This is a genomic window from Actinoplanes ianthinogenes (assembly GCF_018324205.1).
Taxonomy (GTDB): domain Bacteria; phylum Actinomycetota; class Actinomycetes; order Mycobacteriales; family Micromonosporaceae; genus Actinoplanes; species Actinoplanes ianthinogenes.
Map to the genome: position 1 here is coordinate 7,825,957 of NZ_AP023356.1, position 13,690 is coordinate 7,839,646.

A 13,690-nucleotide genomic window follows, 5' to 3' on the forward strand; every position below is an offset into this window, starting at 1 on the left:
GCCAAGTGACGACGAAGGGCAGCCGAGTTGCCGATCCTGGAAACCCCCCACGCCCCGGACGCTCCGGGAACGTATCTGCTGCACTGCCGGCCCCAGGTGGTCTTCCATCTGGGGCATCTGCGGATGCTCAACGTCTTGTACCAACTGCTGACCAACGGCAACACCGTGATAATCCTGTTGATCACGTATGACGAGCACGATCCGAACAACCGGACCATGAAACGCCGGCTCGCCGAGGACACCGAGTTGACGAAGGAGTTCTACAAGGCGTATCTCGGTTTTTCGCACCCGAATCTGCGCATCGTCACCACTGCCGAGATTCCGTCCGACGAGGCCGCCATCCGCCGGATCCAGAAGAACTACGCCGCGCTCTACGCGGAGGGCAACAGCGCCGTTCGCTACCTCGTCGACAAGCATGCTCGTCCCTGGTCGTCGCCGAACATCCTGTTCGTTCCCAAGTGCATCCAGGCGATCGAGGCGCTCGCTCCGGACGCGCTGATCGCCGGCGCCAAGCACCGGCCCATCGCGGATTGCTTCGACGCGATCCTCGAGCGTGAGGGCCGCGGGACGACGTCATATCTTTTCGACCACTTCTACGACCTGTCGATGGCGACCGCCATGGATCACGTCCGCAGCGTTCAGAACTACATCGACGTCAGCGATCACGAGGACCTGGTCCTGCACAAGCTGAATCTGCTCAGCGAGCAGGTCGACCGGCGCTCCACGTGGGTCTCGCACTTCTTCGACATGATTTTCGTGCCCGCTCCGGAGCGGATCAAGACCGGCATTCCGGCGGTCCATTCGTACGAGTCCGCCCGCGTGCTGGCTCTCACGAAGTTTCTGGCGAATGTGCGACACCTCATTCCGTACGCGCCGGCGGAGAAGGACCAGGTCGTCGACATCAACTGGTCGGATGCGATGTTTCGGCAGCTCGGTCCGGAGGAACAGTCCGACGTCGAGCGCATCGCCACCTCGCTCTACGTCGGCCAGACCTATCGAAGCATCGCCATTCACAAGATCATGAAGGGTGGGAAGTCGGGCAGCCGGGTGTTCGGCGTCCGGGAGTTCGAGGACGAGAATGCCGCACGGATCGCGAATGTGTCCGTGCTCAAGGTCGGTCCCGCCGAGCACATCCTCGCTGAACGGCGGAACTATCAGCGGTTCATCGAGCCACGCCGGACCGGCGCCTTCATGGCGGTCCGCTCCTCCGACGCGATAATCGGCAACCAGGCCGGCATCGTCTACGACGACGCCGGTCGCTTTCTCGGCATCGAGCCGACGGGGCAGCTGGAGCCGCTGACCGCGCTGTTCACTCCCGGGCTGCTCGGGCTCGAGCGCATCCGCGAGGTTCTCGACGACCTCTACTCGCGGCATCTCCACGAGGTTCTCTACAAGCACGGCGTGCGTCGTGACGTGGCGCAGATCCGCAGGCCGCTGAACGAGTTCCTGCCCGCGGACTTCCGGGTGCTGGTCGGCACCGTGGACCGCCGGCCGGTGGGTGAGCACCCGTCAGCGCCGGTTCTGGGCTCCGACGACGTTCTCCGGGTGGGTATCCGGGTCACCGAGACGGACCTCGTGCGGTCCTTCTGCCGGGGCTACACGCTGAGCACACATCAGAAGATCGATCTGGACCTCTCAGAACTCGGCGAGCGTCAGCTGAATGTGATCGCTGTCGACGCCGAGCTGGTGGTGACCGGTGTCGTTCAGGAGACCCGCGATTCCTGGTTCCGGCGCACGCTGGGCGAGATCGGCCTGAACTATGCGGACGGCAAACTGGTTTTCAGCCCGGGCAACGCCATCGAGGATCCCGTCGCCCGGCTCGACCGGGTTCTCGATCGGGAATATCGCAATGTCGTCATGTCGGCGATCCACGGTGACCTGCACGCGGGCAATGTGCTGTGGGGATCCGAGAAGTACGGCATCATCGATTACGGCAAGATGCGGCAGGACTGGCCGGCCCTCTACGACGCGGCATTTCTCGCCGCCGATGTGCAGTCGGCGGTCACGGCGGGACGACTCAGCCTGGCGGGCGTGCACGCGGTCGAGCAGCTCCTCGCATTCGGGACGCAGAAAGGTGACGTCCTCGTCGCCGACGATCTCCAATCCATTCTCGACCTGTTCCAATACGAGAATCAGTGCGTCGAGGTTCGTGACCTCGGGCCACGTGACCTCTACTATGCTCTCGTGGCCGCGGTTCTGCTCGGCCGCCTCAAATTCGACCTCCCCCGCCAGGAGAAACGCATGAGCGTGGCATTGGCTGATTGGTTTCTGCGGAGGGTCGCATGACGTCGCCGGTGAACGCATATCCCGATCTGGTGATCTGCTATTCGGTGGAGCAGGGGCAGAGTGAGAGCCTGCGCAAACGGATAGAACAGATCACCGAGGGCGCGGCTGACCATGGTCTGTCCACTTTCGCCCACGTCCGTGACGTCCAGGGCTGGGAAATCGGTGAGATCGATTACCGGGAAGCCTTCGCCAAGGTCATCGAACGGATCAGGACCGCTCGCGGTGTGGTTCTCGATCTGACCTCGCACGCCGGCGCGGCTCGCACCGGCTTGAGCGTCGAGGCGGGTGGAGCGCTGGCTTTGGGCAAGCCGATCATCGCGATCTGGCGGCAGCCGGATCGGCCGGAAAAGATCCTGTCGGTCGCGAGTGTCTCCGGAGGCTACGAAGAAGGTGAATCCCTGCGTAAGCTGACATCGATGCTGATCTGTCAGCTTGAGAGTGAGCTGGCACTCGTCTGATGGAGTGCGAGGGAGCGGGCGTTGATAGATCTTCTGCTCGTCAATGCGCCGGTGCATGATTACGCTCATTACCCGCGGACCTCGACACCGCACTCGCCACCACTCGGGATTCTTTCCATCGCGACCGCGGCCGACCGGGCCGGGTTCCGTGTCGAAGTGCTCGACGCGGAACTCGAAAGGCTTTCGCCCGAGGCTATCGTCGAGGCGGTTCGTGCGCGCCGGCCGAGATGGGTCGGCATCAATTCGTTCTCGATAAACATCGACATCGTCAGCCGGATCGTCGGGCTGGTTTGCCAGGAGCCGACCCGGGTGGTCGTCGGTGGCCCCCACATCACGAACGTCTCGGACGAGCTCGTCGCCAAGCAGTTCGGACCCCGGGCCGTCTACGTGCGAGGCGACGGTGAGCGAGCGGTCCTCGAACTGATCGGAGGTGCCGATCCGGCCGGCGTCCCGGGAGTCCTGACCGGAAAGGCGGCGGGGCTTCCCGGTGCCGCCATGATATCGACGTCGATCACCGTCCGGCCGACGTATGTCGATGTCACCGCCATGCCGATGATCGACCGGCGATTCAGCCGGGGTGAGCCGTTCGAAAGGTTGGGCCGGCGCTGGTACGGCCTGACGATGAGCCGGGGCTGCCTTTTCCGCTGCGCGTTCTGTGCGGGAAGCAGCCACAGCAGCGGCATTCCGTACCGGGTGAGTTCCTACGACAGCGTGTTCCGTGAGGTCGACTATCTCGTCGGGCTCGGCGCGACCGGAATCAGGGTCTTCGACGACCTCCCCTTCAAGGGCAAACGGCCGCTGCTCGATTTTCTCGGCCAGGCGCACCGGCGATACGGCGATCGGCTCGCCTGGGAACTCAGTTTTCCGCTTCAGTACGGCGTCGGCCTGAGCGCCGACGAGTGGCGGCACCTGTCCGAGTACGGCCTGGCCACGGTCATCTCCGGGGTCGAGGCGGCCGACATGACGCTGCGATACCAGTTGGGGAAACGCGTCACCGACGGCCGGATCTGGGACATCGTGAACGGCGCCGCCCGAAGCGGAATCGATCTCCGGTTCTACTTCATCATCGGGCTTCCCGGCGAGTCACGTGAGTCGACCGAACAGACACTGTCCTTCGCACGTGATCTGGCGTCGGTCGGCTCCCGCAGCGGCCGGCAGGGTGTGCGGTGCCTCGTGTTCGGTTACAAGCCGATGCCCGGGTCGGCGCTGTGGGCTGATCTGCTGCGTGCCGGGCACACGGAAGAGGAACTGCTGAGCTTCACGGACTTCACGCTGACCGTGCCGGAGTTCCAGAAACACGCCTGGCGGTCGTCTCTCACGCTCTCCGAGCTGAACCCCGAGGAGATCTCGCAGATGATCGACGAGTTCTATGTCCAGACGCAGACGTTCAACTCGGATCTCATGACGACCGACTCGCCGATGGTGTGACCTCGCGCGTTCGGGGCGAGGCACGGAGCGTACGGGCGGTCGTCTCGCCGGGCGGGAGCCGCCCGGCGAAACAACGGGCGACGATCAGCCGCGCTCGGCCGGCTCGGTCAGTTTCGTGCGGTCGACCGCGTCCCAATCGGCCCGGGCCGACGGTTTCGGCTGCTCGGCCGTCACCGCCTGCGGACGGCCCGGCCACCAGAACCGGTCACCGAGGATGGTGGCCAAGGCCGGGACCAGCACGGTACGCACCAGCAGGGTGTCCAGCAGCACGCCGATCATCACGATCACGCCGATCTGGGTCAGCGTGATCACCGGCAGCACGCCGAGCACCGCGAACACCGCCGCCAGCAGGATCCCGGCACTGGTGATCACCGCGCCGGTGACCGCGACGGCGTGCACCATGCCGTCCTTGGTGCCGCGCTTGCCGGCCTCCTCCCGGGCCCGGGTGACCAGGAAGATGTTGTAGTCCACCCCGAGTGCGACCAGGAACAGGAACGAGAAGAGCGGCACCTGGTTGTCCAGCGCGTGGCCGAACAGGAACGACCCGGCGCCCAGCGCGGCCGCGAAGCTGATGATCACCGTGACGATCAGCAGCAGCGGCGCGACCAGCGCCCGCAGCAGCACCACCAGCACCAGCAGGACCACGAGCAGGATCACCGGCACGATCACCCGCAGGTCGTGCCGGGTGGCGTCGCGGGTGTCCAGGCTGGTCGCCACGCTGCCGCCGACCAGGGCCGTGTCGTCGAGCTCGGCGCGCAGCGCGCGGATCGCGTCGTACGCCTCGCCGGTGTCCGGCGCCGCGTTCAGGATCACCTGGATGCTCGCCTGGGTGGCGTTCTGCTCGGCGATCCGGGCCTGCGCCACCCCGTCGGTGGCGGACACCGTGGCGAGCACCGCCTGCGCCCGGTCCGGGCTGGTCAGCACCACGGTCGGGCTGGCCGCACCGGCCGGGAAGTACTGCGACAGGGTCTCCAGGCCGGCCACCGACTCGGACTTGACCCGGAACTGCTCGGTCTGCGACAGGCCGAGCCGGGTGCCGAGCCCGCCGGCCGACAGCACGCCCAGGATGATCACCGAGGCGACGGTGACCGCGACCGGCTTGCGGGAGACCGCCCGGCCGACCCGCGCCCAGACGCCCGTCTCCGCCTCCACACCGGCCTGCCCGACCCGCGGCACGAACGGCCAGAACAGCCCGCGCCCGCAGACCACCAGCGCGGCCGGCAGCACCACCAGCGCGAAGATCGCGGCGACCGCGATCCCTGCGGCGGCCGTGACGCCGAGCGACACGTTGCTCTCCAGGCTGGCCAGCAGCAGGGTGAGCAGGCTCAGGATGACCGTGCCGGCGCTGGCCGCGATGGCCGGCCCGGCGCCGCGCAGCGCCCGGCGCATCGCGACGAACCGGTCCTCGTGGCCGTGCAGCTCCTCCCGGTATCGCGAGATCAGCAGCAGCGCGTAGTCGGTCCCGGCGCCGAACACCAGCACCGTCACGATGCCGGTGGTGGAGCCGCTGACCGGCAGGCCGGTGTGCTGCGAGAGCAGCGCGATGATGCCGGTGGTGACCCGGTCGGCGAGCCCGACCACGACGAGCGGGACCAGCCAGAGCAGCGGGCTGCGGTAGGTGACCAGCAGCAGCACCGCGACCACCACCACGGTGACCAGCAGCAGCCGGGTGTTCGCCCCGGTGAAGCTGTCGGCCAGGTCGGCGGTGAACCCGGCGCCGCCGGTGACCTGCGCGGTCACCCCGGCGGGCAGGCCCTGGCGGGCCTTGGCGCGCAGGTCGGCGACCTGCTGGATGGTCTCCTCGGAGGAGAGGCCGGCGGGCAGCGGCACCGAGATGATCGCGGCCTTCCGGTCCTGGCTCACGATCGGCCGGCCGAGCGGCTGGACCGCGGCCAGGTCGGCGTCGGTGAGCGCCGCACCGCCCTTGGCGACCACCACCAGCGCGGCGGTGGTCCGGCCGGACGGCAACTGTTTCTGCAGCTGAGCCACCCGGGTGGACTCGGCGGACGACGGCAACGATGCGTTCGGGTCGTTGGTGACCTTGGTCGACCCGGAGAGGCCGATCACCAGACCGCCGAGCACCAGGGCCAGGAGCAGGGATGCCCATGCCCGTCTCATTGAATCCTCCAAGATAAAGAATCTCGACAATCGAGATTCTTACCCACGGGGACGGAATCTGCAACACTGGGCCTCGTGGAGGACCAGAAAGACCAACCGGCGGAACGGCAGCGGCTGCGCTCCCGGCTCGTCGACCTGCTCAACTCGTATGCCAGCGAGGCCAACCACATCGGGCATGCGTTCGCCGGGCGCCACCATCTGCACGGCCCCGACCTGCACGCGCTGCTCGCCGTGATGCACGCGGAACGGGCCGGCGCGCCGCTGACCCCGGGCCGGCTGGGCGAGGCGATGGGCCTCTCCTCCGGGGCCACCACGGCGATGATCGACCGCCTGGAGCGGGCCGGGCACCTGCGCCGCAGCCGGGAGAGCTCCGACCGCCGGGTGGTGCATCTGCGTTACGGCGACACCGGGATGGCGCTGGCGCAGGCGTTCTTCACCCCGCTCGCGCCGCGCACCGACGCGGTGATGGCCCAGTTCGACGTGGCCGAGCTCCAGGTGGTGGAGCGGTTCGTGCAGGGCATGGTCGACTCGCTGTCCGGATACCGCGACGAGCTGCGCTCGTAGGTCGTCCGAAGACGCAACTGGGCCGCAACGCGCGGTTCGCCAAAGTCGGCCGGTCGCCGGCCGATCAGCAGCCTCGTGCGAACCGAGCCCCTCCTTTCCCAGGCCGACGACCTGCTCGCCCGTGGTCGTGCGGCGAACGCCGCCCACCTGCTCGCGCCGATCGTCGGCCGGCAGCCGGAGAACGTCGAGGCCTGGCACCGGATGGCTCGCGCGCACCTGGACATGGGCGACCTGGACGGGGCGCTGCGCTCGGCCACCGCGGCCTGGCACCTCGACCCGCACGGCCCGGAGACGCTCTACTGGCTGAGCCGGGCCGCCACCGAGCTGGGCCGGCACCGCGAGGCGGTCGACGCCGCGGCCGCCGCCTGCCGCGAGGACCCGGGCAACCCGCGGCTGCACAACCGGCTCGCCCAGGCGCAGCTCGCGGCCGGCCGGGTCGGTGACGCCCTGGACGGCCTGAAGATCGCCGTCGAACTGGCCGGCTACGACGCGGACCTGCACGTCACGCTCGGCCGGGCGATGTTCGCTGCCGGCCGCCCGCTGAGCGCCCGCGAGTCGATCAACCGGGCGCTGGCCCTGGAGCCCGGCCACCACGGCGCGCACCGGGCCCTGGCCCTCTTCGAGATCGCGATGGAGTCCGTGGTGGACGCGTCGTCGCTGGCCCAGGCCGCCGACGAGTTCGCCGAGTCGATGCGGGTCGGCCCGCACGGCCGGGTCGACGAGCGCGCGATCCTGGCTCGCGACGCGATCGGGTACGCCGCCCGGGTCACGGTGAGCTGGTGCCTGATCTTCCTACTCGCGCTGGCGGTGCTGGGCGCCACCTCGATCGTCGCGGTCCCGGCCGGCCTCTACGTGGCCCTGCTCGCCTTCGGCGCCTCCGCCGCCTGCGCCGCGGTCCTGTTCCGCCCGTCCCTCGCCCGCCGCTTCTGACCCGGCCAAGACGCCAGACAGCCCAACCCCGGGCTGGTGCTCATGGCCCTATTCCCCGCCCGGATAGGGCCACCAGGGCCAGCCCGTGACGGTCGGGCTGGTGCTCATGGCCCTGTTCCGTGCGCGGGTGGGGCTGTCAGGGCCAGCCCGTGACGGTCGGGCTGGTGCTCATGGCCCTATTCCGCGCCCGGATAGGGCTGTCAGGGCCAGCCCGTAACGGTCGGGCTGGTGCTCATGGCCCTATTCCGTACCCGGATAGGGCTGTCAGGGCCAGCCCGTAACGGTCGGGCTGGTGCTCATGGCCCTATTCCGTACCCGGATGGGGCCACCAGGGCCAGCCCGTAACCGCAGACTCAGGCGAGCTTGCGCAGGATTCGGCCCAGCTCGGCGCGATCCTCCGCGGACAACGTGGTGAACAGGCGCTCACTGGCCGCTGCCCGGGCCGCCCGCACCCCCTCACCCGTGGCGCGCCCCTGATCGGTGAGCGTCACCAGCGTCGCCCGCCGATCAGCCGGGTCCGGCCGGCGCTCCGCCAGGCCACGCTGCTGGAGGTCGTCGACGACCTCGGTCGCCGAGCGCGGGGCGATCCGGAGGTGCTCGGCGAGCGTGCTGAGCCGCATCTCACCATGCCCGAGCAGCACGTTCAGCGCACGGAACTGGGACGGGGCGATGCCCCACGGCTCCATCTCGCGTTTGGCGTGCTCGCGCAGCCGCCGGCTGACCGCCCAGAACGCCTCGTGCAACGACTCTTCCTCCACGGGAACAACTTAACAGCGATTACCGTTGCTACCTCATGTTGAGGTAACCTCACTTTGTTCACGGAGGCGTACGGGAAAGGGTTTGAATTTGGCTGGAGGACAAGGCCGGGGCGCGGCACGGACCGTGACCCCCGCGGAGAGGGCGCAGGCCCGATCCGTTTCGATGCGCCGCATCGGCGCGCTCTTCAACGGTCACCGCAAGCAGCTCGCGCTCGTGGTGGCGATCATCGTGGTGTCGTCCGTGCTGGGCATGACGTCACCGTTCCTGCTCCGCGAGATCATCGACGTCGCCCTGCCGCAGAGCGACCTGCGCCTGCTGGTCTGGCTGGTCCTCGGCATGGTGGTGGTCGCCGCGATCACCTCGGTGCTCGGCGTGGTGCAGACGTGGATCTCGACCACCGTCGGCCAGCGGGTGATGCACCGGCTGCGCGTCGACGTGTTCCGGCACCTGCAACGGCAGTCGGTCGGCTTCTTCACACGGACCCGCACCGGCGAGGTGCAGTCCCGGATCACCAACGACATCGGCGGCATGCAGACCGTGGTCACCTCGACCGCGACCAGCATCGCGGCCAACCTCACCACCGTGGTCGCCACCATCGTCGCGATGGTCGCGCTGACCTGGCAGCTCACCCTGATCTCGCTGCTCGTGCTGCCCCCGGCGATCTACCTGACCCGGCGCGTCGCCCGGATGCGGCAGAAGATCACCGCCGAGCGGCAGCGCGAGCTCGCCGAGCTCAACGTGATCATCGAGGAAGGGCTGTCGATCAACGGGATCCAGCTCAGCAAGACGATGGGTGCGGGCGCGGCGCAGGTCGAGCGCTTCACCGGCTCGTCGACCCGGCTGATCGATCTCGAGCTCCGCTCCGAGCTGGCCGGACGCTGGCGGATGGCCGCGATGAGCGTGATCTTCGCGGTGATCCCGGCGACCATCTACCTGGCCGCCGGGCTGCCGTTCGCGGCCGGTGCGATGAGCATCGGCACACTCGTCGCGTTCACCGCGCTCCAGGGGAACCTGTTCCGCCCGCTGATGAGCCTGCTCGACGTCAGCGTGACGCTGACCAGCTCACTCGCGCTGTTCGCGCGCATCTTCGAGTACCTCGACCTGCCGGTCGAGATCGAGGACCCGGTCCATCCGGTCCGTCTGCCCGAGGTCCGCGGCCACTTGCGGTTCGAGGACGTCACTTTCGCGTACGACGGCAGCACCGCGGCCGCCCTCGTCGGTGTGAACCTCGACGTGCCCGCCGGGACGTCCCTCGCGCTGGTGGGGGAGACCGGCTCCGGGAAGAGCACGATCGCCGGCCTGATCGCCCGACTGCACGACCCGACCTCGGGCCGCGTCACGATCGACGGCGTCCCGCTCAGCTCCCTCGCCCTGACCGACCTGTCGGACATAGTGGGTGTGGTGAGCCAGGAGACCTACCTGCTGCACACCACGATCCGGGAGAACCTGCGTTACGCCAAGCCCACCGCCACCGACGACGAGATCGTCGCCGCCGCCCGGGCAGCGCAGATCCACTCTCTGATCGCGTCCCTCCCGGGCGGCTACGACACCATGGTCGGCTCCCGCGGCCACCGCTTCTCCGGCGGCGAGAAACAGCGGATCGCGATCGCCCGCACCCTGCTCCGCGACCCGCGCATCCTGGTCCTCGACGAGGCCACCAGCGCCCTCGACACCGAGACCGAGCGCGCCGTGCAGCAGGCCTTCGACGAGCTGTCCCGCGGCCGGACCACGATCACCATCGCCCACCGCCTCTCCACCGTCCGCGACGCCGACCAGATCGTCGTCATCGACCACGGCCGCATCCTGGAATCCGGCACCCACGACTCGCTGCTCTCCGAGGGCGGTCGCTACGCCACCCTCGCCTCCTGACCGCTGTTCCGCGCCCTATCCGGTGGCGACCACCGCCCACACCCGATGGGGAACGGGCAGCGGGTCGCCGCGGAAGCCGGCGGCCAGTTCGGCTCGCAGCGCGACAGAGAAGTGCTCGACCCCGGGCGGCGGGAGGCTGGCGGCGACACCGGCGCTGGCGCGGATCCGTCCGACCCAGTCCTCGTGGGTGTAGAGGACGTCGATGTCGTAGGAGAACGTCTCCAGGTCGCTGAAACCGGCCGTGCGCAGGTCGGTGAGCCAGCGCGGGTGGAGACCGGTGCCGCCGGACAGCGACCAGGCCGGGTTGTGGGCCAGGATCAGGCGCTCGGTGGCTTCGACCACGGTGCCCGGCAGCGGCAGCCAGTCGAAGTGGGCGATCACCATCCGGCCGCCCGGGCGGAGCAGGCGGCGGGCCTCCGCGGCGGCCTCGGCGGCGCGGAACCAGTGCCAGCACTGGCCGGCGCTGACCACGTCGAAGGTGGCGTCCGGCAGGCCGGTCCGCTCGGCCGCACCGACCACGTAGGTCACCTCGGCGCCGGCCTCGCGGTCCAGCCGGCGGGCCTGGTCCAGCAGCGGCTCGGCGGGATCCAGGCCGGTCACGGTCGCGCCGCCGAGGGCGAACAGGCGGGCCAGGCTGCCGGTCCCGGTCCCCAGGTCCAGCACGGTCTGCCCGGGTCCGCCGACGCCGTAGCCGGCGAGCCGGTCCAGCAGGCTCGGCGGGAAGCCGGCCCGGTGCCGCGCGTAGTCCGCCGCCGTCCGCCCGAAGTCCACAGTCGTCATGTCGTCCCTTTCCTCGGTGAATGCGCCGCGCCCGGCGACGGCGGCTGCGCGCTTGGCGCGCCGGTCAGCTGTTGCGGGTCACAGCGGTGGCCCAGCCGGGCAGGTCGGCGGCCTCGCGGGCGCCCGGGCCGACGTAGTCGGCGGACGGGCGGATGATCTTGCCGAGGCGTTTCTGCTCCAGCACATGCGCGCTCCAGCCCGCGGTCCGCGCGCAGGTGAACAGCGACGTGAACAGCTCGGCCGGCACGCCGGCGAAGTCCAGCACCACCGCGGCCCAGAACTCCACGTTCGTCTCCAGCACCCGGTCCGGCTTGCGCTCGCGCAGCTCGGCGAGCGCGGCCAACTCCAGCTCCCGGGCCACCTCGTAGCGCGGCGCGCCCAGCTCGAACGCCGCGTCCCGCAGGATCCGGGCGCGGGGGTCCTCGGCTCGGTAGACCGCGTGCCCGAAGCCCATCAGCCGCTGCCCGCCGTCGAGCACGGCACGGACGTAGCCGCGGGCGTCGCCGGACCGCTCCACCGCCTCGATCATGCCGAGGACCCGGGCCGGCGCGCCGCCGTGCAGCGGGCCGGAGAGGGCCGAGATCGCCGCGGACAGGCAGGCCGGGACGTCCGCGCCGGTGCTGGCGACGACACGGGCGGTGAAGGTGGAGGCGTTCATGCCGTGCTCGGCGGCACAGACCCAGTACCGGTCGAGCGCCGCGACGTGCCGGGGATCCGGTTCGCCCTGCCAGCGGATCAGGAACTGCTCGGTGGCGCTGCGCCCGGCCTCGACGAGGCGCTGCGGGACCGGCGCCGCCGTGCCCCGGGCGGCCTGCGCGACGTAGGACAGCACCATCGTCGAGGCCCGGGCCAGGTCGTCGCGGGCCTGCGCCTCGTCGATGTCGATCAGCTGGCGCAGCCCCCAGCGCGGGGCGAGCAGCGACACCGCGGCCTGCACGTCGGCCCGGACGTCGCCGGAGCGGACCGGGATCGGGAGCGCCTCGGCGAGTGGCAGCGGCCGTTCGAAGTCACCGTCGGCGAGCAGTCCCCAGACGTCGGCGTAGGAGACGTGGCCGGCCAGGGAGCGGATGTCGACACCGCGGTAGCGGAGCGAGCCGCCGTCGCGGTCGGGTTCGGCGATCTCGGTGTCGAACGCGACGACACCGGCGAGTCCTGGATTGACAGTCAACATGAGTTCAACATGTGACTTGACGTACAACTCGTCAATGTTGATCCAGTCAACATGAGAGCATCCGCACATGTCTTCCGAACAGCTCATGACGACCGAGCAAGTGGCCTACCGCCTCGGCGTCAAGCCCTCCACCGTCTATGCATACGTAAGCCGCGGCATCCTCACGAGCCGTCGCAATGCGGCCGGGAAGGGCAGTCTGTTCGCCAAATCTGATGTAGACGACTTGATAGCTAGTCGAAAACGGGCCACACCGAATATTCAGACCGGAATCACCCTGATCCGCAACGGTGAGCTGTTCTACCGGGGTCACGATGTCACCGCGCTGGCGCGCACCGAGCCCTATGAGGCCGTCGCCAATCTACTCTGGGACGGCGACCTCCGGTTCGAGCGCTTCGCGATCAATCGTGACCTTTCGCTTCTCGCGCACCGGATCGGTAAGTTGCTCCCGCCGACCGCCCGCCTCGCGGACCGGCTGCGCGTGACGGTCGCCGCGATCGCCACGGCCGATCCGCTGCGCTTCGACACCAGCCCCACGGCCGTGGCGAACACCGCCCGTACGCTGATCGCGACGATGGTCGACGCGTTGCCGTCCCGGGCCGGGCTCCGCCCCCTGCAGCCGGATTCGCTCGCCGAGTCGCTGTGGTACCACCTCACCGAACACCCGCTGACCGACGACGGCCGGCGCACCCTGAATGGCGCTCTGGTCCTTCTCGCCGACCACGACATCGCCGCGTCGACGCTCGCCGCCCGGGTGGCCGCCTCCACCCGAGCCGATCCCTACGCCGTGATCAGCGCCGGACTGGCGGCGCTCGACGGGCCGCTGCACGGGGCCGCCAGCGAGCAGGTCCACCCCCTGCTCGCCGAGGCGCTGACCGGCACCGACCCGATCGGGATCATCTCGGAGCGGCTGCGGACCAGCGGCGGGCTGCCCGGTTTCGGTCATCCGCTCTACCCGTCCGGCGATCCGCGCGCCGCCGCCCTGTTCGACCTGCTCGGGGACCACCCGGTGAGCGACGCCGCGACCCGCCTGGCGGCCGCCGTGCGGACCCGGTCGGGCATCGTGCCCAACATCGACCTCGCGCTGGCCACGCTGACCCTGCGCTACGACATGCCGCCCGACGCCGGCGAGGCGATCTTCGCCGTGGCCCGGACCGCGGGCTGGCTCGCGCACGCCCTGGAGGAGTACGCGAACCGCCCGGCCCGCTTCCGCCCGACAGGTCAGTACTCCGGCCGTCCACCCGCGTGAGGCGCCGGGACGTGCCGGGAAGCGCCGGTCCGCTGACGCGGCGGCCCGGGGCGTACTGGGAAGCGGCGGTCCGGGGATGCG

Annotated in this window: 11 protein-coding genes; 7 read left to right on the forward strand and 4 right to left on the reverse strand. The window is 69.6% G+C overall.

Annotated features, from left to right (window positions below; genetic code table 11):
* Nucleotides 1-27: 27 nt before the first annotated feature.
* Genes Aiant_RS35280 through Aiant_RS35290 form a run of 3 tightly spaced genes read left to right on the forward strand, consistent with a single transcriptional unit; the run spans nt 28 to nt 4,172 of the window.
* Nucleotides 28-2,286 carry a phosphotransferase gene (locus tag Aiant_RS35280; protein WP_189333959.1) on the forward strand — a complete coding sequence of 753 codons (2,259 nt, stop codon included), beginning with the start codon at nt 28-30 and terminating at the stop codon, nt 2,284-2,286.
* The gene (locus Aiant_RS35285) at nt 2,283-2,744 is read left to right on the forward strand and encodes a TIR domain-containing protein (protein ID WP_189333960.1); all 462 of its coding nucleotides are present in this window, start codon (nt 2,283-2,285) and stop codon (nt 2,742-2,744) included. The genes Aiant_RS35280 and Aiant_RS35285 overlap by 4 nt, the downstream gene beginning before the upstream one ends.
* A gap of 51 nt (nt 2,745-2,795) precedes the next feature.
* A complete protein-coding gene (locus Aiant_RS35290; protein ID WP_189333961.1) occupies nt 2,796-4,172 on the forward strand; it encodes a B12-binding domain-containing radical SAM protein in 1,377 nt (458 codons plus the stop codon).
* Between the two features lie 84 nt (nt 4,173-4,256).
* Here the strand turns inward: Aiant_RS35290 and Aiant_RS35295 are convergent, their stop codons facing one another.
* Nucleotides 4,257-6,290, reverse strand: a complete 2,034-nt coding sequence (locus Aiant_RS35295; protein WP_189333962.1) for an MMPL family transporter — start codon at nt 6,288-6,290, stop codon at nt 4,257-4,259.
* 75 nt (nt 6,291-6,365) lie between these two features.
* Between Aiant_RS35295 and Aiant_RS35300 the strand changes: the two genes are divergently transcribed.
* Both Aiant_RS35300 and Aiant_RS35305 read left to right on the forward strand, forming a co-directional pair.
* Nucleotides 6,366-6,854: a MarR family winged helix-turn-helix transcriptional regulator gene (locus Aiant_RS35300; RefSeq protein ID WP_229830851.1), complete on the forward strand. Its 489-nt coding sequence runs from the start codon at nt 6,366-6,368 to the stop codon at nt 6,852-6,854.
* Nucleotides 6,855-6,929: 75 nt separating this feature from the next.
* Nucleotides 6,930-7,784 carry a tetratricopeptide repeat protein gene (locus Aiant_RS35305; protein ID WP_189333963.1) on the forward strand — a complete coding sequence of 285 codons (855 nt, stop codon included), beginning with the start codon at nt 6,930-6,932 and terminating at the stop codon, nt 7,782-7,784.
* A gap of 353 nt (nt 7,785-8,137) precedes the next feature.
* Here Aiant_RS35305 and Aiant_RS35310 read toward each other — a convergent pair whose 3' ends face one another.
* Entirely contained in the window at nt 8,138-8,542 is a 405-nt protein-coding gene (locus Aiant_RS35310) for a MarR family winged helix-turn-helix transcriptional regulator (protein ID WP_229830853.1), read from the reverse strand.
* A 163-nt stretch (nt 8,543-8,705) separates the two neighbouring features.
* On the opposite strand from Aiant_RS35310, the gene Aiant_RS35315 reads away from it, so the two are divergent.
* Entirely contained in the window at nt 8,706-10,412 is a 1,707-nt protein-coding gene (locus tag Aiant_RS35315) for an ABC transporter ATP-binding protein (protein WP_189333964.1), read from the forward strand.
* Between the two features lie 15 nt (nt 10,413-10,427).
* Here Aiant_RS35315 and Aiant_RS35320 read toward each other — a convergent pair whose 3' ends face one another.
* A complete protein-coding gene (locus tag Aiant_RS35320; protein ID WP_189333965.1) occupies nt 10,428-11,192 on the reverse strand; it encodes a class I SAM-dependent methyltransferase in 765 nt (254 codons plus the stop codon).
* A gap of 64 nt (nt 11,193-11,256) precedes the next feature.
* Nucleotides 11,257-12,363 carry a citrate synthase 2 gene (locus Aiant_RS35325; RefSeq protein WP_189333966.1) on the reverse strand — a complete coding sequence of 369 codons (1,107 nt, stop codon included), beginning with the start codon at nt 12,361-12,363 and terminating at the stop codon, nt 11,257-11,259.
* An 85-nt stretch (nt 12,364-12,448) separates the two neighbouring features.
* Between Aiant_RS35325 and Aiant_RS35330 the strand changes: the two genes are divergently transcribed.
* On the forward strand, nt 12,449-13,609 hold the full coding sequence (locus Aiant_RS35330; protein ID WP_245006676.1) for a citrate/2-methylcitrate synthase: 1,161 nt from the start codon (nt 12,449-12,451) through the stop codon (nt 13,607-13,609).
* The last annotated feature ends 81 nt before the right edge of the window (nt 13,610-13,690 follow it).